This window comes from Streptomyces sp. NPDC002742 (assembly GCF_042888885.1).
Lineage (GTDB): Bacteria > Actinomycetota > Actinomycetes > Streptomycetales > Streptomycetaceae > Streptomyces.
The window spans coordinates 239,624-257,351 of the sequence record NZ_JBIAQF010000014.1; the positions used below are offsets into that span (position 1 = coordinate 239,624).

The 17,728-nt window shown below is 68.2% G+C and carries 18 protein-coding genes and 5 pseudogenes; 15 read left to right on the forward strand and 8 right to left on the reverse strand.

What is annotated here, in order from left to right; genetic code table 11:
• Positions 1-73 precede the first annotated feature (73 nt).
• From ACFYW8_RS26015 to ACFYW8_RS26035, 5 genes are read left to right on the forward strand one after another with little or no spacing between them, the layout of a single operon-like run.
• Positions 74-1,045 carry a fumarylacetoacetate hydrolase family protein gene (locus ACFYW8_RS26015; protein WP_389080591.1) on the forward strand — a complete coding sequence of 324 codons (972 nt, stop codon included), beginning with the start codon at positions 74-76 and terminating at the stop codon, positions 1,043-1,045.
• Positions 1,042-1,797, forward strand: a complete 756-nt coding sequence (locus tag ACFYW8_RS26020) for an SDR family NAD(P)-dependent oxidoreductase (RefSeq protein ID WP_389080593.1) — start codon at positions 1,042-1,044, stop codon at positions 1,795-1,797. The genes ACFYW8_RS26015 and ACFYW8_RS26020 overlap by 4 nt, the downstream gene beginning before the upstream one ends.
• Positions 1,794-2,585 (forward strand): SDR family NAD(P)-dependent oxidoreductase, encoded by a 792-nt coding sequence (locus ACFYW8_RS26025; RefSeq protein WP_389080596.1) that lies wholly within the window; start codon positions 1,794-1,796, stop codon positions 2,583-2,585. The genes ACFYW8_RS26020 and ACFYW8_RS26025 overlap by 4 nt, the downstream gene beginning before the upstream one ends.
• Positions 2,582-3,337, forward strand: coding sequence for a CoA transferase subunit A (locus ACFYW8_RS26030; protein WP_389080599.1), 756 nt, complete (start codon positions 2,582-2,584; stop codon positions 3,335-3,337). The genes ACFYW8_RS26025 and ACFYW8_RS26030 overlap by 4 nt, the downstream gene beginning before the upstream one ends.
• Positions 3,337-3,987: a CoA transferase subunit B gene (locus tag ACFYW8_RS26035; RefSeq protein WP_389080602.1), complete on the forward strand. Its 651-nt coding sequence runs from the start codon at positions 3,337-3,339 to the stop codon at positions 3,985-3,987. Before ACFYW8_RS26030 ends, ACFYW8_RS26035 begins: the two co-directional genes overlap by 1 nt.
• 49 nt (positions 3,988-4,036) lie before the next feature.
• Here the strand turns inward: ACFYW8_RS26035 and ACFYW8_RS26040 are convergent.
• Positions 4,037-4,479: pseudogene (locus tag ACFYW8_RS26040) on the reverse strand (transposase); the annotation flags it as partial.
• A 48-nt stretch (positions 4,480-4,527) separates the two neighbouring features.
• Positions 4,528-5,349, reverse strand: a complete 822-nt coding sequence (locus ACFYW8_RS26045; protein ID WP_389080605.1) for a hemolysin III family protein — start codon at positions 5,347-5,349, stop codon at positions 4,528-4,530.
• Positions 5,350-5,567: 218 nt separating this feature from the next.
• Here ACFYW8_RS26045 and ACFYW8_RS26050 point away from each other — a divergent pair, with 218 nt between their 5' ends.
• Positions 5,568-6,128: a hypothetical protein gene (locus tag ACFYW8_RS26050; protein WP_261710027.1), complete on the forward strand. Its 561-nt coding sequence runs from the start codon at positions 5,568-5,570 to the stop codon at positions 6,126-6,128.
• A gap of 151 nt (positions 6,129-6,279) precedes the next feature.
• Positions 6,280-6,636, forward strand: coding sequence for a hypothetical protein (locus ACFYW8_RS26055; RefSeq protein ID WP_328446067.1), 357 nt, complete (start codon positions 6,280-6,282; stop codon positions 6,634-6,636).
• 108 nt (positions 6,637-6,744) lie between these two features.
• Here ACFYW8_RS26055 and ACFYW8_RS26060 read toward each other — a convergent pair whose 3' ends face one another.
• The 5 genes and pseudogenes from ACFYW8_RS26060 to ACFYW8_RS26080 form a co-directional block, all read right to left on the reverse strand.
• Complete coding sequence (locus ACFYW8_RS26060) at positions 6,745-7,053, reverse strand: SCO5918 family protein (RefSeq protein WP_326784465.1); 309 nt, start codon at positions 7,051-7,053, stop codon at positions 6,745-6,747.
• A gap of 50 nt (positions 7,054-7,103) precedes the next feature.
• Positions 7,104-7,508 (reverse strand): CBS domain-containing protein, encoded by a 405-nt coding sequence (locus ACFYW8_RS26065; RefSeq protein WP_389080611.1) that lies wholly within the window; start codon positions 7,506-7,508, stop codon positions 7,104-7,106.
• A 45-nt stretch (positions 7,509-7,553) separates the two neighbouring features.
• A complete protein-coding gene (locus ACFYW8_RS26070; RefSeq protein ID WP_389080613.1) occupies positions 7,554-9,044 on the reverse strand; it encodes a DEAD/DEAH box helicase in 1,491 nt (496 codons plus the stop codon).
• Positions 9,045-9,385: 341 nt separating this feature from the next.
• On the reverse strand, positions 9,386-9,589 hold the full coding sequence (locus ACFYW8_RS26075; RefSeq protein ID WP_151471173.1) for a cold-shock protein: 204 nt from the start codon (positions 9,587-9,589) through the stop codon (positions 9,386-9,388).
• A 673-nt stretch (positions 9,590-10,262) separates the two neighbouring features.
• Positions 10,263-10,439: pseudogene (locus ACFYW8_RS26080) on the reverse strand (STAS domain-containing protein); the annotation flags it as partial.
• A gap of 41 nt (positions 10,440-10,480) precedes the next feature.
• Between ACFYW8_RS26080 and ACFYW8_RS26085 the strand changes: the two are divergent.
• Positions 10,481-10,945 carry an ATP-binding protein gene (locus ACFYW8_RS26085; protein ID WP_389080617.1) on the forward strand — a complete coding sequence of 155 codons (465 nt, stop codon included), beginning with the start codon at positions 10,481-10,483 and terminating at the stop codon, positions 10,943-10,945.
• A 299-nt stretch (positions 10,946-11,244) separates the two neighbouring features.
• Here ACFYW8_RS26085 and ACFYW8_RS26090 read toward each other — a convergent pair whose 3' ends face one another.
• Entirely contained in the window at positions 11,245-11,580 is a 336-nt protein-coding gene (locus ACFYW8_RS26090; protein WP_389080619.1) for a MerR family transcriptional regulator, read from the reverse strand.
• Positions 11,581-12,713: 1,133 nt separating this feature from the next.
• On the opposite strand from ACFYW8_RS26090, the gene ACFYW8_RS26095 reads away from it, so the two are divergent.
• From ACFYW8_RS26095 to ACFYW8_RS26125, 7 genes and pseudogenes are all read left to right on the forward strand, one after another.
• The gene (locus tag ACFYW8_RS26095) at positions 12,714-12,842 is read left to right on the forward strand and encodes a hypothetical protein (RefSeq protein WP_389080622.1); all 129 of its coding nucleotides are present in this window, start codon (positions 12,714-12,716) and stop codon (positions 12,840-12,842) included.
• Positions 12,843-13,174: 332 nt separating this feature from the next.
• Positions 13,175-14,014, forward strand: a complete 840-nt coding sequence (locus ACFYW8_RS26100) for an RNA polymerase sigma factor SigF (RefSeq protein ID WP_389080624.1) — start codon at positions 13,175-13,177, stop codon at positions 14,012-14,014.
• Between the two features lie 342 nt (positions 14,015-14,356).
• Positions 14,357-15,517, forward strand: a pseudogene (locus ACFYW8_RS26105) (IS3 family transposase).
• A gap of 20 nt (positions 15,518-15,537) precedes the next feature.
• Positions 15,538-15,951, forward strand: a complete 414-nt coding sequence (locus ACFYW8_RS26110; RefSeq protein WP_389080626.1) for an alcohol dehydrogenase catalytic domain-containing protein — start codon at positions 15,538-15,540, stop codon at positions 15,949-15,951.
• A gap of 156 nt (positions 15,952-16,107) precedes the next feature.
• Positions 16,108-16,182 (forward strand): annotated as a pseudogene (locus ACFYW8_RS26115) (DoxX family protein); the annotation flags it as partial.
• A 172-nt stretch (positions 16,183-16,354) separates the two neighbouring features.
• Positions 16,355-16,957 (forward strand): annotated as a pseudogene (locus ACFYW8_RS26120) (LLM class flavin-dependent oxidoreductase); the annotation flags it as partial.
• Positions 16,958-17,449: 492 nt separating this feature from the next.
• On the forward strand, positions 17,450-17,617 hold the full coding sequence (locus ACFYW8_RS26125) for a hypothetical protein (RefSeq protein WP_389080628.1): 168 nt from the start codon (positions 17,450-17,452) through the stop codon (positions 17,615-17,617).
• The last annotated feature ends 111 nt before the right edge of the window (positions 17,618-17,728 follow it).

The following is a 17,728-nucleotide window of genomic DNA, read 5'->3' on the forward strand; positions in this document are numbered from 1 at the left end:
GGGCGCGGCAGCCTGTCACCTGCCCTGACACATAGTGCCGCGCCTCGGGCCCAGCCCCAGCCAGGAGCTGCTCATGCGCTTCGCCGCCTACGAACACCAGCATCAACCCCGCGTCGCCGTGGTCGACGCCGATGGCGTGCTGTATCCCGTGCCCGGCCTCCGCTCGTTGACCGAGGTCATCAGCGCCGGGGGCGGTCTCCCCGCACTCCTCGATCTCGGTGCCGCCACCCTCGACGTCCCGGCCGGACCGCACGTCTCCCAGGTACGCCTGCTGCCGCCGCTTCGGCCCGCCTCCGTGCGGGACTTCGTCACGTTCGAGGAGCATGTCGAGGGCGTACGCCGCTCGGTGGAGGGAACAGGCGGCGTGCCCGAGCAGTGGTACACCGCGCCCACCTTCTACTTCACCAACCCTCACGCGATCTACGCGTCCGGCGACGACATTCCGATGCCGCCGGGCTCCGCCGTCCTCGACTTCGAGCTGGAGGTCGCCGCGGTCATCGGCCGCGAAGGCCGCGACCTCACTCCCGACCAGGCACGCGACCACGTCATCGGCTACACGGTCTTCAACGACTGGTCCGCACGGGACCTGCAGTCCGCCGAGATGAAGGTGGGTCTCGGCCCGTGCAAGGGAAAGGACACCGCCACCACCCTCGGCCCGTACCTGGTCACCGCCGACGAACTCGAACGGCATCGGGACGACGACGGCTTCCTGAGACTGGCCCTTACCGCCGAAGTCAACGGCGAGGTCGTCGGCAGGGATCTGCTGTCCAACATGAGCTGGACGTTCGAAGAAATGGTCGCGTACGCCTCCCGCGGCACCCGGGTCGTCCCGGGCGACGTGCTCGGCTCCGGCACCTGCGGAAACGGCGGCTGCCTCGCCGAACTGTGGGGCATACGCGGAGAACAGACCCCGCCGCCGCTCAAGCCCGGCGACACCGTCACGCTCACGGTCGAGGGCATCGGCACCGTGTCCAACACCGTCGCTCCCGGCACTGAACCCATCGCACTCCCCGTCGGCCGACGCCGCTCCCGGGAGAGGCCGTGAGCGACCCGCACCCCAAGAGGCTGCTCGGCAAGGTCGTCGTGGTCACCGGAGCGGCCCGGGGCCAGGGGGCCGCCGAGGCCGAGGCACTGGTGCGGGAGGGAGCCCGCGTCATCGCCACCGACGTCGCATCCGCCGAGGGCTGTCGCCGCCTCGACGTCACCAGTGAGAAGGACTGGGCGGATCTGGCCGCCGAGCTCAAGGAGGCGTACGGGCAGGTCCACGGCCTGGTGAACAACGCCGGCATCACCTGGCGCGCCCGCGTCGGCGACGTGCGCCCAGACGACCTGGCACGTGTCCACGCGGTCAACGTGGCCGGCCCGCTGCTCGGCATTCAGCACCTCGCCCCGCTCATGCCGCCCGGCTCATCCATCGTGAACGTCGGTTCCTCGGCAGCCCTCACCGCTCACTATCCGGTCGCCTACACGACCAGCAAATGGGCCCTGCGCGGCCTGTCGAAGACCGCGGCCACGGAACTCGGCCCGCGCGGCATCCGCGTCAACACGATCCACCCCGGCTACATCGAGACCGAGATGACCGCCTCCGCCGCACCGGCCTTCCGCGAAGCCAACATCCGCGAGACCCCGCTCGGGCGCACGGGCACCGCGGCCGAGGTGGCCCCGCTGGTCGTCTTCCTCCTCTCGAACGAATCCTCCTTCATCACCGGCGCGGAGATCGCCGTCGACGGCGGCCTGACCGCGCACGGCGGTGTGAAGTCCGTGTCGGACGCACTCCTTGGGGAGGCCGGCGCGTGAGGCGACTCGACGGCAAGGTGGCCTTGATCTCCGGCACCGCCGGCGGTCAGGGGCGAGCCGCGGCACTGCGTTTCGCCGCCGAGGGCGCGCTCGTCGTGGGAGGCGACCTGCTGCACGAGCAGGCACTCGACACGCAGCGGCTCATCGCCCGCGAAGGCGGGACCGCTCTGACCCCCGGCCCCCTGGACGTCACCGACGAGCAGTCCGTCTCCTCCTGGATCCACGAAGCCGTGGACGCCTTCGGAGGCATCGACATCGTCTACGCCGCAGCCGATCGCTTCGGACCGGTCAACAGCCGACCCTGCAAAGACTTCGCCTTCACCATGCGGGCCGAGCTGGACCCGGTACGGCTGACCGTCCGATCCGCCTGGCCGCACCTGCGGCGCAGCCGCGGCTGCATTCTCACCATCGGCTCCGCCGCGGGACTCACCGGCTCACTCACCAACCGGACAACCGCGCACTCCGCCTCCCGGGGCGCCGTCATCACACTGACCCGCCAACTCGCCGCCGAGGGCGCCCCGTACGGTATCCGCGCGAACTGTGTCAGCCCCGGCGCAATCGGCACTGCCGGTTCCCGGGCCACTCTCCTCTGCGAAGACCACCCGATGCGCGCCATCGCCCGCCGTATCCCGCTCGGCCGCGCTGGACGCCCCGACGACGTCGTCGACGCCGCCGTCTTCCTCGCCTCCGACGAAGCCGCCCACATCACGGGGGCCAACCTCGTCCTCGACGGCGGCTGGTCCGCCGTCCTGCCCGGCGCGAGCCCTGAAAGGACTCCCTCAGCATGAACAAGGTCCGAGCGAGCGCCATGGAAGCGGTCGCCGACATACCCGACGGCGCCTCGCTGGCCGTCGGCGGCTTCGGACTCAGTGGCGTACCCGATGTCCTCATCCGCGCCCTGTACGCGCACGGCGCCAGCGATCTGAAGGTCATCTCGAACAACTGCGGCGTCGACGACCGCGGCCTCGGCGTTCTCCTCGCCGCGCGCCGCATCAGCCGAGTCACCGGTTCCTACGTAGGTGAGAACAAGGAGTTCGCCCGGCAATACCTGTCCGGAGAACTCGAGGTCGAACTGGTGCCCCAGGGCACTCTGGCCGAGCGCCTGCGGGCCGGCGGCGCCGGCATCCCGGCCTTCTACACCCCGGCCGGCGTCGGAACGCAGGTCGCCAGGGGCGGACTCCCCTGGCGTCATGGGCCCGACGGCTCGGTCGCCGTGGCCTCCCCGCCCAAGGAGACCCGCGACTTCGGGGGCCGCACACACGTCCTGGAGCACGGCATCGTCACCGACTTCGCCCTCGTACGGGCCTGGCGCGGCGACCGCCACGGCAATCTCGTCTTCCGGAGAGCCGCCGCCAACTTCAACCCGCTGGCCGCGATGTCCGGCCGCACAACGATCGCCGAGGTCGAGGAACTCGCCGAGCCGGGCGAGCTGCGCCCCGACGAAATCCACCTGCCCGGCATCTACGTCCAGCGGATCGTGGCCCTCACTGCCGAGGAAGCCGCCGACAAGAAGATCGAGAAGAGGACGGTACGTTCCTGATGGCCTGGACCCGCGAGCAGATGGCGGCCCGCGCCGCCGCCGAACTCACCGACGGCTCCTACGTCAACCTGGGCATCGGCCTGCCGACACTGATCCCCGGTCATCTGCCGGCCGGCGTGCACGTGGTCCTGCACTCCGAGAACGGCATCCTCGGTACGGGTCCCTACCCCACGGAAGCGGAGGTCGATCCCGACCTCATCAACGCGGGCAAGGAGACCGTCACCGTCCTGCCCGGTGCGAGCTTCTTCGACTCCGCCCTCTCCTTCGGCATGGTCCGAGGCGGCCACATCGACACAGCCGTGCTGGGTGCCATGCAGATCTCGGCGCGGGGCGACCTCGCCAACTGGATGATCCCCGGCAAGATGGTCAAAGGCATGGGCGGAGCCATGGACCTCGTCCACGGCGCCCGCCGGGTCATCGTCCTCATGGAACACACCGCCAAGGACGGCAGCCCCAAGATCCTCAAGGAATGCACCCTCCCGCTCACGGGAGAACAGTGCGTGCACCGCGTGATCACCGACCTCGGAGTCCTCGACATCACCCCAGACGGCCTCGCCCTCGTCGAAACCGCCCCCGGCGTCACGATCGAGGACATCACTGCCCGCACAAATGCTCCCCTTCGCTTGGACAGCACCACCGCTGTCTACTGAGAGGTCGTTTTCGCCTGTTGTTTCATCCCGGAATTGACGTTTGATCCGATTATACCGGGTCGCGCCAGGAGATGGTGGCTTCGCCGGTGAGGCGGGGGCCATGAGGTCGGTCATGGCGAGGTAGATCATGGCTTCGGACCGGGCGGGCAGGGTCTCGTAGTCGCGCGCCAGACGGCGGTGGAACATCAGCCACCCATAGGTCCGGTCCACGGTCCAGCGCTTGGGTAGCGGGGTGAAACCCCTGGTCCCAGGCGCGCGTTGGACGATTTCCATGGCGATGCCGAGAGCGGCGACGTGCTCGACGAGGTGCTGGCCGTAATCACCGGCGACCCAGACCCTGCGAATCCCGGAGTGGGCGGCGGCCACGTGGTCGATCAGGTGGGTGCCCGCGACGGAGTCCTGGACGCCGGCCGCGGTGACCAGCACCGCGAGCAGGAGACCGAGGGTGTCGGTCACGATGCTCCGCTTCCGGCCGACCCGTCGCGGCCCGGCACGCGGCAACGTGCGTGACCAGCGGCCCTGGCCAAAACGTTGTCGCGGTCAGTAGACGGCCAGGGAGATGGCGATGTAGTGCGCCGTGAAGGCCGCCACGGTCAGGGCGTGGAACACCTCGTGGAAGCCGAACCAGCGCGGTGAGGGATCGGGGCGCTGGAGGGCGTAGACGACCGCGCCCGCGCTGTAAAGAAGACCGCCGGCCACGACCAGGGTGAGTACGGCCACTCCGCCGGTGTGCAGGAAGTCGGGCAGGTAGCGCACCGGTGCCCACCCCAGCGCCAGGTAGCACGGGGTGTACAGCCAGCGCGGAGCTCCCACCCACAAGACCCGGAAGGCGATGCCGACCAGTGCGCCCGCCCACACGATCCACAGCAGCACGGACCGCTGGCCCGGCGGGAGAAGGACCACCGCAAGGGGCGTGCAGGTGCCGGCGATGATCAGGAAGATGTTGGCGTGGTCGAGACGCCGCAGGACCGCCTCGCCACGCGGCCCCCAGGTGCCACGGTGGTAGACGGCGCTCGTTGCGAACAGCAGCCAGGCGGTGACCGAGTACACGGCGCAGGCCACGGCTGCCCGCGGGGTGCGGGCCAGACAGATGAGCACGATGCCCGCGATCAGTGCGGCGGGGACCATCCCGGCATGCAGCCAGCCCCGCAGCCTCGGCTTGATCGGTTCGGTCAGATCGGCCGCCCGCTCCACCAGAGCGGCAACCGAGTGCCCGCTCTCCCCACCTTGTGATCCGCAGGGCAGCCCGTCTTCATGGTGTTCTCCACGCGCTGCGGCGGCGTACGTGTATTCGGCTTCAGCGGCGTCGTGCGACACGGCTTCTCGTCCTCCCTCGGACTCCTGGGCATCACCGGTGATCATGCAGCCATGCTAAAAGACCTCGCCCAGACAGTTTTCTGCAAGGCCGGTCTCGAAACAGCCAGGCCCCGTCGCCGGAAATGGGTCACTTCGCCGCCGTGTGAACTCCGGCCCGTTGCCGCTGCCGCCCATTGGGCTCGAAGCGGAATAGATCAGCTGCTCATGGGAACGATCAGAGCTCCCGAGCGGGTATCTCCGCTCCCTGCGCGCAAGGATCGCCGATGCTTCCTGAGGTCCGCCCCCACCTGTCCGGCCCCCTCGCCGACCAGTTGGAACACCAACTGGGTCTGGCTCCGCAACGGGAAGCCGGCGATCTCGATGTGCAGCGCGTCGCCGGCATCGCCGTCGTCGCGGCCGCCCACTCCGATGGGTATGCGGCCACCGGTCACCTCCTGGGACTGCTGGCCGCGCTGCCTGCCCCCACCAAGGCAGGAGAACGCTTCTGGTCGGAGCTGTGGAGGTCTTCTGGCACCGCGTACCTGCTGCCTGCCAACATCAAGGCCGCGGTGCTGCGTTCCCTGGCGGGAGAAGGAATCGTGCTGGCCCGACAGATCCTGTCGGCCGTCGATGAGATGACCCCGCCCCAGCGCGTCGCAGCCGGGGAGGTGATCGGTCAGGCCCTCGCCGAGTCCGACCATTTTCCCGACCTCAAGACACAGGTCATCGGAGAACTATGGCTCCGTGACCTCGAACTCACCGCCTGGCGCGTCCTGCACGCGGACCGCAGGTCCGACGATCCGACAGGACGCAAAGCATTCCTCGATGCCTGGAGCAGGGTCTGAGCTTCAGCGCCTGCTTGTCGTGATGGGTGAACACTTCCAGCAGTGCCCGGACGGTCACGTGTGCGTCTGCAGGATGGCGGACGGTGCCGTCCAGTCAGCACCTCCCGCGCACCGGGGGAACCTCAGGGTGGCCAGTAAATATAATCGGCCCATGTCGAAGCCTGACGAGCTGCTCGTTGACGTCGCCGCCCTGGTGGAGTCCGGGCAGAGCAACCAGATGTCCCTGACCGTGGTCACCGGTGGTGCTGTCATCACCGGCCGGCTCGCTCCCGAAGCAGTGTGGCGGCAGAGGGTGTCGGACGTGCTGACGGATTCCGCCCGCCTGGGAGAATTCTCAGCCGTCTTCGACACCCCCGCGAAGAACGGGCCGCCCACGCATCTGCACTTCCATGTCGCCCGGATCCTGCAGGGCACGGTGGGGATCCCGGAGACGGGCGGGATGTACCGCGTGGCGATCGCCGACGTCGGCGCCTGGACCGTGGGCGACTTCAGCTATTCCGACCACTGAGCAACCACTGCGACGGGAACCCGTTGCAAGCAGTGTGGGCCCGACCGGCGCATGCCGGGCGGGCCCACACTGCTGTTCAGGTGTCGGCTTCGTGCCTGTTTCCCTCGGTCAGACGGACACGGGAGTGCCGAGCATCGCGGAAGCGTGCTGGAGCGGGCTGAGGATGCGTACGGGTGCGGCCTCGGGGAGGGTACGGCAGGTGAAGCCGAGCTGCGTCATGGCCCGGAGGACTTCGCCGGCGCTGAAATCACGTCGGTCCTGGCGGGTGATGACCTGGCCGACCTGTTTGACGGGGTAGTGGCGCCGGCCGATGATCACGGATTCGCCGGTACCCAGTTCGGGCTTGATGCCCTTCATCGATTCCAGCACGCCGCTCTTGGTGAGCTCGAAGGGGAAGCGGGCGATGACACAGCGCATGTGACCTCACAGAGAGAAGCGGGAGAACGGTCCGGCCAGGGTGAGACGGTTCAGCGGGAGAGGGCGAGGACGCCCAGAGTGCTGCCTTGCCCGTCGACCACCTGCAGGGCACCGAGCGGGCGGGAACGCATCGCGTGCTCGGCTTCGGCCGTCGTGGCCACGGATGTAGTGAACGACCCGTGGTTGCCGAGGAGGTCGCGCAGGCGGACGCGGTCCGTGTAGGCGGAGCTGTCGCGGACGGCGGTGAGTTCGGTCCGGGTGACCAGGCCGGTCCACTGGCCGTCCTGGTCACAGACGACCAGCCGACCCGTGCGTGCGGCGGCCATGACCGACAGCGCCACCTCGACACTCATGTCGTCACAGACCTGCGGTCCGGCCGCGTCCACGACCTCAGCCACCGTCTTGTGTCCGGGGCTGGCGCTCGCCGGGCGGGGCTGCATCTGAACCAGCGTCAAAGGTGCCTCCTGCAGAGATGGGTCAGCTTCCTGATCACGAAGGTTCTAGGCTGCCGTGCCGAAGACGGTCTGGCGTACGGGCGCGCGCCGGGTCGTCGAAGAGGGGCGGCGCCGGCCTCGCGAGGTGCTGCGCTTGGAGCGTTCGGCCACCGGTGCGGTGATGACGACCGGGATGCCGGACGGGGCCTGGGCGCCGGTGATCCGGTGCAGGGCCTCGTCGCCCGAGCGGATCTGGGTGGTCTGCGGCCGGATCCCGGCGTCCACCATGAGGCGGACCATGCCGCGGCGCTGGCTCGGTGTGACCAGGGTGACGACGCTGCCGGACTCGCCGGCTCGGGCCGTGCGTCCGCCGCGGTGGAGGTAGTCCTTGTGGTCGGTCGGCGGGTCGACGTTCACGACGAGGTCGAGGTTGTCGACGTGGATGCCGCGCGCCGCGACGTTGGTCGCTACCAGCACGCTGACGTGCCCCGTCTTGAACTGCGCCAGTGTGCGGGTGCGCTGCGGCTGTGACTTGCCGCCGTGCAGCGCGGCGGCCCGAACCCCACTGTTGAGCAGGTCCTGGGTCAGCCGGTCGACGGCGTGCTTGGTGTCCAGGAACATGATCACGCGGCCTTCGCGGGCGGCGATCTCTGTCGTGGCGGCGTGCTTGTCGGCGCCGTGGACGTGCAGGACGTGGTGCTCCATCGTCGTGACCGCACCGGCCGACGGGTCGACCGAATGCACGACGGGGTCCGTCAGATAGCGGCGCACCAGCAGGTCGACGTTACGGTCCAAGGTGGCGGAGAACAGCATCCGCTGCCCCTGCGGACGCACCTGGTCGAGCAGCGCGGTGACCTGCGGCATGAAACCCATGTCGGCCATCTGGTCGGCCTCGTCCAGCACCGTGATGCCCACCTGGTTCAGCCGGCAGTCGCCACGGTCGATGAGGTCCTTGAGCCGGCCCGGGGTCGCGACGACGACCTCGGCCCCGCCTCGCAGCGCGCCGGCCTGCCTGCCGATCGACATCCCGCCCACCACCGTGGCCAGCCGCAGCCTGACGGACCGGGCGTACGGAGTGAGCGCGTCGGTCACCTGCTGCGCCAGCTCACGCGTCGGTACGAGGATCAGCCCCAGCGGCTGGCGGGGCTCAGCACGCTGTCCGGCGGTACGGGCCAGCAGGGCGAGACCGAAGGCGAGGGTCTTGCCCGAGCCGGTGCGCCCGCGGCCCAGGACGTCACGGCCCGCCAGGGAATTCGGCAGCGTCGCGCCCTGGATCGGGAACGGCGCGCTCACACCCTGCCTGCCGAGTTCGGCCAGCAGCTGCTCGGGCATGGAGAGATCGGCGAAGCTCTCCACGGCAGGCAGCGCGGGGGTGATCGTCGTGGGGAGCGCGAATTCACCCTGCACGGGGGCGGGCCGGCGGCCGTAACTGCCTGAACGGGCAGGACCGCCGGAACGGCGCGGTGCCGGCGAGCCGAAGCGGCTGCCGCCCCTTCCTGCGTCGGCACTGCCGTTACGGGTGCGGGGTGAGTGGTCGTTCGTACGTGTGCGGTTCATGCGGAACCTTCCTCGATGCGGCACATATCAAGGAATTCCCGCAAGCGGTGAGCAGCACGGAATTACAAGTATGGACCGATGTCAAAGCAAATCCGGCCGACGGGAATCCGCGGCGGGCGTAAATGCTGAAATAGGTGACGCAGCAAGGACGTAAAGTCCCGGGCGCCGAGGTGCGGTGTGGCTCTTCAGGATGCGCCTGCATTCCGAAGGAGGAGCCGCGTGTGGTGAGACCGCGGATTTCTCCGAGCCGTCCCGCAGGTGAAACCACTGCGGGAAAATGCGTGTAGCCGGGGCCCGCACCCCGAGGGATGCGGGCCCCAGCTACAAAGTGCGCGTCAGCGTCAGGCCGGAACGATGTTCTCGGCCGTCGGGCCCTTCTGGCCCTGCGCGATGTCGAAGGTCACCTTCTGGCCTTCGAGCAGCTCACGGAAGCCCTGGGCGGCGATGTTCGAGAAGTGGGCGAACACGTCAGCGCCGCCACCGTCCTGCTCGATGAAACCGAAACCCTTGTCCGCGTTGAACCACTTCACGGTACCAGCAGCCATGTCATATCTCCTTTGGGGCAGTACACCGGCATCCGCACTGTGCGAACACCGTGTCGCCGCGATGATTACCCCGCCGGAAAATGACCGGAAATACAAAAGCGCTCTCCTCGACAGAAGCCGGGTGGGAACACTTGAAGTTCGGGAACCACAACTGCAACTGAGATGGACAGTAGCACGCCGCAACGGCCCGCGTCGGTCAAGTAATTCCACTCCGCTCATTGCGGCAAAAACTCTCACTACACGGTCCGGCAAACTCTCACCTCACGAGCACAGATATTGACTCACTCGCAGTGCAACGTTCCAGAAAAGCGGAGTCTCCAGCCGCGACCCAGGGTTGTCGGGGCGCTTTGGTGTGTGCGGCTGTCCGCAGGGTCGCATTGAACAGCGGCCAAGAGCAGCCGCCACCATGAGGCGGACCTGCGTTGATCGCCGCGTCCGGAGCAGTGGTCGAGCGTTCGATCCGGTGAGGGGACGTCACCGTGGATCGTGTCGGGCAAACTGCGCCCTCCGGAAGTGCCGTGCGCTCAAAGGCTCGGCTTCACCCGGACACGGCTGCTGACAGCGGGGTGAAACTTTGGTGTTCGTTCGCCGTCTGCCCGACGGGCGCCGCATCCATGACGACCTGTGGGGAGAGTCCGGCCGCTGACCGGGAGCGGAGCGGCTTTGCCTGTCGTCAGGAGGGGAGGGTTTGACGGAGCGTGGGACAGCAGGGAATGACCGCGTCGAGACCAACGATTTCAACGACCCGCTGAACCGCTGCCCGCAAGGCCGCCAGCCGAATCCAGCCGCCGGCGGACGCTTCATCGCGTTGTGCGGCCAGGACGCTGACGGCGCTGGAGTCCATGAAGGCGAGCGCACTGCAGGACGCCGGAAGCGCTACACCTCATAAGGGTGCCACCCCCTTGCGCCTGTGCTGCAGGTACAAGAGGGGCCGAAGACGAAACGGCCTCGCTGTTGGAGACATCGCTCGCGCTGGACAGCGACGGCTCCCGCATAGCTCAGGCCCGTCACATGGCCGCGGCTTTCCTGACGAAGGTGAGAGACGACCACGGCATTCCGGTGGTGACCGCCGCGGTCGAGATCGTCCGGCTGATCGTCAGCGAACTGGTGACCAACGCCCGAAAGTACGCGCCGGGACCGGCCCTCTTGTACCTGCGGGTCACCAGTGCCGTGGTGCGGGTTGAACTCTGGGACAGCAATCCCGCAGTGCCGGCTGCACAGGCGCTGGATCCGGAACGCATCGGCCAGCACGGCTTGGAGATCGTCAGGGCACTCGCCCAAACCGTCATCGTCGAGCGGACCCCCCTCGGGGGGCGCATCACCGTGGACATCGCCCTCATCCCGGCCACGGCATAGCCGGTCCCGTCTCGCCTGTTCGAGTAGCTCATGGCGACGGCCGCCGGTCGGCCGGCCGCCGTGTGCCTCGCGTGACGTGGCCCCCGTACCGTCCGCATCGAGCACTCCCCCGCAGGCAGGACCCGGAAGCATGAAACCCGGGTATCGAAGCTGCCCGCCAGGGACGCACCGGGCCTGTCGGCCTCTACGGGAGTCGAGGCGGGCCCGGCGCTCATGGAACGCCGCAGGCTCGCTCTGCCGCGGGAAGCAGCCTCAACGGTGCAGGGAGACTGCGCCCCCAACCTAGCCCCTCACCGCCGCTACCGACCCGTCGGGTTCGACGATCCGGCGGCGCGGCGGTGTTCGGCGTTGATGCGCTGCGCTTCTTCCAGCTGGTCTTCGAGGATGACGATGCGGCAGGCGGCCTCGATGGGGGTGCCCTGATCGACGAGTTCCCGGGCGCGGGCCGCGATGCGCAGCTGGTAGCGGGAGTAGCGGCGGTGCCCCCCGGCGGAGCGCAGCGGGGTGATGAGGCGGGCTTCGCCGATGGCGCGGAGAAAGCCCTGGGTGGTGCCGAGCAACGCGGCGGCCCGGCCCATGGTGTAGGCGGGGTAGTCGTCGTCGTCGAGCCGGCCGAACGAGTCGTCTGCTGTCACTTGCACCTCTCATGGAACGCGTGGAGGGGCCCCGGCGCTATTCGCGCCAGGGCCCCGAAGGAACTGCTACACCATCTGCCGGCCCTGATACTGCGCCGGCCTTCTGTTTCCGCACGCCCACCCGGGAGAGGGCGGGGAATGCGGGGATCGCGGTTGCTCGACCGGAGACCACCTCACTATCGATGTCCTGCGGTACCCGGGCTCAGCCATTCCGCCCGGGCGATCCTGATGGCGCTCGGCCCCTCCGTTCTTTCCCTCTGGGATCTATTAACTGCCGGTACTGCTCTACCGCGTACTGCTGGTGATGCGACCTGCTCGGTGACCTGAGGAAGCGCCACTCTTCGGCAGCCAGCCCCGTCGCCCGTCCTGCGTCTGCTCTGGCTTAGAACCCCACTGCCGAACCTCCCGGTGCGCGCGCCCGCAGCCGACGCCTTCACCGAGGAACCACTCACATACCTTCACTGCTGGATACCGCGAACTGCACTGACGGGTACTGCAACTTCAACTGCGGTCCTGCTCACGGCGGCCCCTGATCACTGCGGGCCGCCCGGTCCGGTCGTCAGCCCCGTCGCCGTCCTGCGACAACCCTGGCTTCGGAGCTCCACCACCGCACCGTCCTGCACATTCCAACTACATGTACCGCTGCCTGGCAGTTCGTGTCTGCCAGGCCCTGCTGATCTCGGCTACGAGAGAAACCATAGCCAGACGATCTCCCAATGTCTACTTCGGTCAGCATAGATTTTTGCGTGTCAGGCGGAGAGTTAGTCGGCCTCGAACAACGACTGCGGAAGGCCTCGGCCAGGTTGGCCGACTGCACGCCAGGGCACAAGCACAGCGCACACACCGGACATTGGACTCCACAGGGGCTTGGGGGAACTGATGGTCACGATGAGCGCAGACGTCGCACCCGACCGTTCTGTGGCATCCATCGCCGACGTACGCGAGAGCGCCCGGGCCCTTTTTAAGCGTCTCGGCCCGATCGCGCAGGACGCCGCCGACACCGTGGTCCTGGTCGCCTCCGAACTCGTCACCAACGCCCTGCGCCACGGCGGCGGCGCCTACACCCTGCACCTGGTCGCGCCCCGGACAGCATCGGGGTGGCCGTGCCCGACCACTGCTCCCAGGTGCCCCGCATGCGCATCCCCGCCCTGAACAGCACCGGAGGCTTCGGCCGACCCATGGTCAACCACCTCGCCCACGCCACCGCGGTCACCCGCCACCCGTTGGGGAGCAAGACCGTGAGCGTCCTCCTGCCACGCTAGTGACCCGGCATAGGCGTCGGGCGGCACTCCTGGTCGTTGCTGGGAAAGGTGACCGCAGTGGCAAAGTCCTGACGTCGCGCTGCCCGTCGTGCCAGCACCAGGGGCTTCGCCGGGACGGCATCTCGGCGAGGGCGGCCGGCCCTACGTCGAAACCCCGCATGCCGAATGGGTTAACCTCGCTTCCGCTTCGACTCCTGAGGCCGGATGGCCGAGCAGCAGATCCACTGCGGAATTGCCTGGCATGCATGCCTCAACTGCGGGTACGCCGTCTCTGGCCGCTCAGGAGCAGGCGGCACGACATCTGAGGCTGGATCACGCAGGAGGGGACGAGCATGACAGTGACCGAGACGGCAGGGGCGCGGACCGTTGTGCTGCCGGAGATCAGTGACCCGTCGCAGGTCGCTCCGAAGGATGCCCGCGAGCTGTCGAGGCTGTTCTTCGACCAGCTCGCCGTTCTGGAAGAGGGCACGCCCGAGTACCAGTACGCGCGCAACACCCTCATCGAAATGAACATCACCCTCGTCCAGTTCGCGGCCTCGCGTTTCCGCAGCCGCGGCCAGGACGAGATGGAGGACATCGTCCAGGTCGGCACGATCGGCCTGATCAAGGCCATCGACCGCTTCGAGCTGTCCCGCGAGGTCGAGTTCACCTCCTTCGCCGTTCCCTACATCGTCGGTGAGATCAAGCGCTTCTTCCGCGACACCACGTGGGCCGTCCACGTCCCGCGCCGCCTGCAGGAAGCACGCGTGGCGCTCGCCAAGGCCACCGAGGAGCTCCGCAGCCGGCTCGGCCGCACCCCCAGCACGCGGGAACTGTCCGAACTGATGTCCCTGTCCGAGGAAGAGGTCATCGAGGCCCGCAAGGCCGCCAACGGCTACACCTCGGCCTCCCTCGACGCCGCCATCACCTCCAGCGAAGACGGCGAAGCCGCCCTCGCCGACTTCATCGGCATCGACGACACCGCCCTCGAACTCGTCGAGGACTTCAACGCGCTCGCCCCTCTGATCTCCCAGCTCGACGACCGTGAACGCCGCATCATCCACATGCGGTTCGTCGACGAACTCACCCAAGCCCAGATCGGCGAACACCTCGGCGTCTCCCAGATGCACGTCTCCCGCCTCCTCAACCGCACCCTCGCCAAGCTCCGCGAAGGCATGCTCACCACCAACTGAGCACAGCAGCCCACAACACACCGGCGTTGTTCTCCTCCCCCATGCGGCGGAAAGGGGACAACGCCGGTACACGCCACGGCGCGTCGGCACGGATGCTCCGCCTGCTCGCGGTGCGGCACTTCGCCAGACAGGACTGCTGCGATCGGTGAGCCCGAATACTGGCTGAATCGGGCTCAGTCTCACAGCGCTGAGGCGTCCTCAGCAAGTAGCCGGAGCGCGGGGTGGCCCATGAGTGATTGCTGCAGTCCGGCAAGTCGTTCAGCCGACGAGGACGACCTGCCCCAGGTCCTGGGTTCCAGTTCTGGTGGCTGACTGACAGTCCTTCACGGAAGGCTGGCGGTCATGCCTCGCCCTTGTCCTCCGGAGTTCCGGGCACGTGCCATCGCGCTGGTCCGCGCCGGCAAGCAGGCCAAGCGGACCGCGGTCGAGCTCGGCATCCATCCGTCACGTTGTCGAGGTGGTTGCGGCAGGACGACATCGACAACGGGCGGCGACCGGGAACGCCGTCGAGCGAGTCCGCTGAACTGCGGGCCGCTCGCCGGCGGATCCGTGAGCTGGAAACCGAGCTGGTGATCGTCCGGCAGGCGGCGAAGTTCCTTGACGAGGACAAGCCCCGCCCAAAAGGCTCTACCCGGTGATCGACCGTCTCGTCGATGCCGGGGCACCGGTCGACCGATGCTGCCGGATCCTTGGCGTCACCCGGCAGAACCACTACAAGCACAAGCGCACCGCCACCACACCGCGGCAGCTACGGCGGGACTGGCTGACCGGGCTGATCCGGGAGGTCCACGTCGCCTCCCATGGCACCTACGGCTACCGCCGTATCCACGCCGAGCTCACCATGGGCATGGGCATCCAGGTCTGCTCCAGGACCGTGTCGGTGCTGATGACGCAGGCCGGGATCCACGGCCTGCCCGGACTGGTGCGCGTGAAGCGCCTGCGTGGCATCGTCACCGCCGAGGACCTCGTCAATCGCAAGTTCCATCGGTTGCGTCCCGACGAGCTGTGGGTCACCGACATCACGCAGCACCGGACCAGGGAAGGACGGGTCTACTGTGCGGCGGTCCTGGACGCGTTCAGGACCGCCGGATCGTGGGCTGGTCCATCGACTCCAGGCAGGACTCCACCCTCGTGGTCAACGCGTTGGACATGGCCATCCGCAACCGCCGCCCCGAGCCGGGCGGGATCGTTCACGCCGATCACGGAACCCAGTTCACCTCCTGGGTCTTCGGGGAGCGGATCCGCTCCGCCGGCCTTCTGCCGTCGTTCGGCACCGTCGGGGACGGCCTGGACAACGCGATGATGAAGTCGTTCTGGTCCTCGATGCAGATCGAGCTGCTCAACCGTCGGCGGTGGAAGACCCGGGTCGAACTGGCCAACGCGATCTTCGAGTTCATCGAGATCTTCGACAACCGCCAGCGACGACACTCAGCATTGGGTTATCGCACCCCCGTCGAGTACGAACTACTCTCCGAGAACGACACCACCCCGGCTGCTGGTTAGTCACCGAGCCTGGAGCCCAAATGGTGGGGCAGGTCAGCAAGGACTTCGCCGGCACCGTCGAGGCCCTCGGCGAGGGCGTCGACGGCTTCGCGGTCGGCGACGTGGTCTTCGGCGTGGTGATGAAGCCGTTTCTCGGCACCGGCTCACTGGCCCAGTACGTCACCGTCCCTGCCGGATACGGCGTCGCTCCGGCCCCTGAGGGCCTTGGCGTCCGGGACGCCGGTGCGCTCGGCCTGGCCGGCACCGCTGCGCTGGACAGCGTGAACGCCGTGGCGCCCGACAAGGACGAGACGGTGCTCGTCTCCGGCGCCACCGGCGGCGTCGGTGCGCTCGCCGTGCAGATCGCCGCCACCTACCCGCTGGAGCAGGCTCCCGAGGAGTTCGCCGCCTTCGGTTCCGGGGCGCTCGGCAAGCTCGCCGTCACCTGCTCCTGACCCTGTTTCCCCTGCAGCCCGTCGCCTGGTCGGCGGGCTGCGCTCTCCCCTGTCTCGGCCGATGCGCCCTGAACCTCTAAGGACCCCAACCCCGTGAACGTCTTCCTGTGGATCGTGCAGGCCCTGCTCGCCGCCATGTTCGCCATGGCCGGTGTCATGAAGGCCACCCAGCCCAAGGACAAGCTCGCCGAGAAGCTGCCCTGGGTCGAGGACTTCTCACCCGCCACCGTCCGCTTCATCGGCATCGCGGAGTTCGCAGCGGCACTGGGCCTGATCCTCCCCGCCGCCACCGGCATCGCCCCTGTCCGACCTGCAGACCGACCCCTCCACCGGCAAGCTCCGCGATCCCGGGACCCGCACCCGCGAGATCGTCTCCTACGCCGTCGCCGCCGACCAGGCGGGCCTGGACGTCTTCGCCCGCGGCGAGCACCACAGCCCCGACTTCGCCGTCGCCAACCCTGCGATCCCGCTCGCCGCCATCGCCCAGGCCACCGAGAACATCCGCCTCACCAGCACCGTCTCCGTCCTGTCCACCCTCGACCCGGTCCGCCTCCACCAGGACTTCGCCTCCCTCGACCTCATCAGCAACGGACGCGCCGAGATCATCGCCGGCCGCAGCGCCTTCCTCGAAGCTTTCGAACTCTTCGGCGTCGACCCCGCCGACTACGACGACGTCTTCGCCGAGAAACTCGACCTGCTGCTGGCGATCCGCGACAACGAGCACGTCACCTGGTCCGGCCGCCACCGCCCCGCCCTCGACCATCTCCCCGTCCCGTCCCGCCCCGCCCCGCCCCAGCAGGACAGACTGCCCCTGTGGCTCGGCGTCGGCGGCACCGCAGCAAGCGCCGAACGATCCGGCCGCCTCGGCCTGCCCATGGTCCTGGGCCTCATCGGAGGCGACATCCGCAGCGCCCGCCCCCTCATCGAGCACTACCGCGCCGTCGGCCAGGCGGCGGGACACACCCCCGGCACCCTTCGCCTCGGTCTGACCAGCCACTTCTACGTCGGCAAGACCTCCCAGGCAGCCCGTCAGGACCTCTACCCGCACTACCGCGAATACCTGCGCCCCAAGACTCCGGGCGGGCGCGGCTGGCTCATCGGGCCGGACCAGTTCCAGGCTGTCGCCGGCCCCTTCGGCGCCCTGATGACCGGCAGCCCCAGGAAGTCATCGACAAGATCCTCACCGAACGTGAACTTCTTGGCATCGACCGCTTCATGGGCCAGATCGACTTCGGGGGTATGCCCCACCACATGGTCACCGACTTCATCGAACTCCTCGCCACCGAAGTCGCCCCCGCCATCCGCAAGGAGACAGAACGCGGCTGACGTCCCACGGTCGGCTCGAAGCCAATGGCCAGTTGCCCTCGGGGAAGTCGATCCTCAACCGGTTCGCGATCTGCTCCGGACTCCAGGCTTTCGCCCAGCACCGATCCTGTAGGCGAGGCTTGTTCCGGTCCTTTCAGGGCGGAGCTTGCTGCCGCGCAATGAGGTTGCGTCCTTGGAGATGGTGTACGGGTTCGACCTGATCGGCAGGACACTGACGGCGGGCACTTCGCGCAGCCATGCCGTGTCGGCGTACTTCCTGGATGGCTCTGGCCAGATTTTCGTAGCCGGAGATCATCCTGAGGCGGACAGCCGCCCGGTTCGCGGGGTGGGCATCCTTTGAGTGTGTCCTGTTGAACTGTCAAAGCTGTTACCGCACTTGGCCGGGATTCAAGCGGTCTCCTGGAACACGGCCGCACACATACCGCGCCAGCCTTCCGTTCACTCGCCCGGC

Excerpts from the sequence above, each read along its gene's own strand:
- ACFYW8_RS26035 (WP_389080602.1), top strand. The coding sequence starts at position 3,337 with ATGGCCTGGACCCGCGAGCAGATGGCGGCCCGCGCCGCCGCCGAACTC.
- ACFYW8_RS26030 (WP_389080599.1), top strand. The coding sequence starts at position 2,582 with ATGAACAAGGTCCGAGCGAGCGCCATGGAAGCGGTCGCCGACATACCC.
- ACFYW8_RS26110 (WP_389080626.1), top strand. The coding sequence starts at position 15,538 with ATGGTGGGGCAGGTCAGCAAGGACTTCGCCGGCACCGTCGAGGCCCTC.
- ACFYW8_RS26075 (WP_151471173.1), bottom strand. The coding sequence starts at position 9,589 with ATGGCTGCTGGTACCGTGAAGTGGTTCAACGCGGACAAGGGTTTCGGT.
- ACFYW8_RS26070 (WP_389080613.1), bottom strand. The coding sequence starts at position 9,044 with ATGAACCGCACACGTACGAACGACCACTCACCCCGCACCCGTAACGGC.
- ACFYW8_RS26050 (WP_261710027.1), top strand. The coding sequence starts at position 5,568 with ATGCTTCCTGAGGTCCGCCCCCACCTGTCCGGCCCCCTCGCCGACCAG.
- ACFYW8_RS26060 (WP_326784465.1), bottom strand. The coding sequence starts at position 7,053 with ATGCGCTGTGTCATCGCCCGCTTCCCCTTCGAGCTCACCAAGAGCGGC.
- ACFYW8_RS26045 (WP_389080605.1), bottom strand. The coding sequence starts at position 5,349 with ATGATCACCGGTGATGCCCAGGAGTCCGAGGGAGGACGAGAAGCCGTG.
- ACFYW8_RS26100 (WP_389080624.1), top strand. The coding sequence starts at position 13,175 with ATGACAGTGACCGAGACGGCAGGGGCGCGGACCGTTGTGCTGCCGGAG.
- ACFYW8_RS26015 (WP_389080591.1), top strand. The coding sequence starts at position 74 with ATGCGCTTCGCCGCCTACGAACACCAGCATCAACCCCGCGTCGCCGTG.
- ACFYW8_RS26095 (WP_389080622.1), top strand. The coding sequence starts at position 12,714 with ATGCGCATCCCCGCCCTGAACAGCACCGGAGGCTTCGGCCGACCCATG.
- ACFYW8_RS26055 (WP_328446067.1), top strand. The coding sequence starts at position 6,280 with ATGTCGAAGCCTGACGAGCTGCTCGTTGACGTCGCCGCCCTGGTGGAG.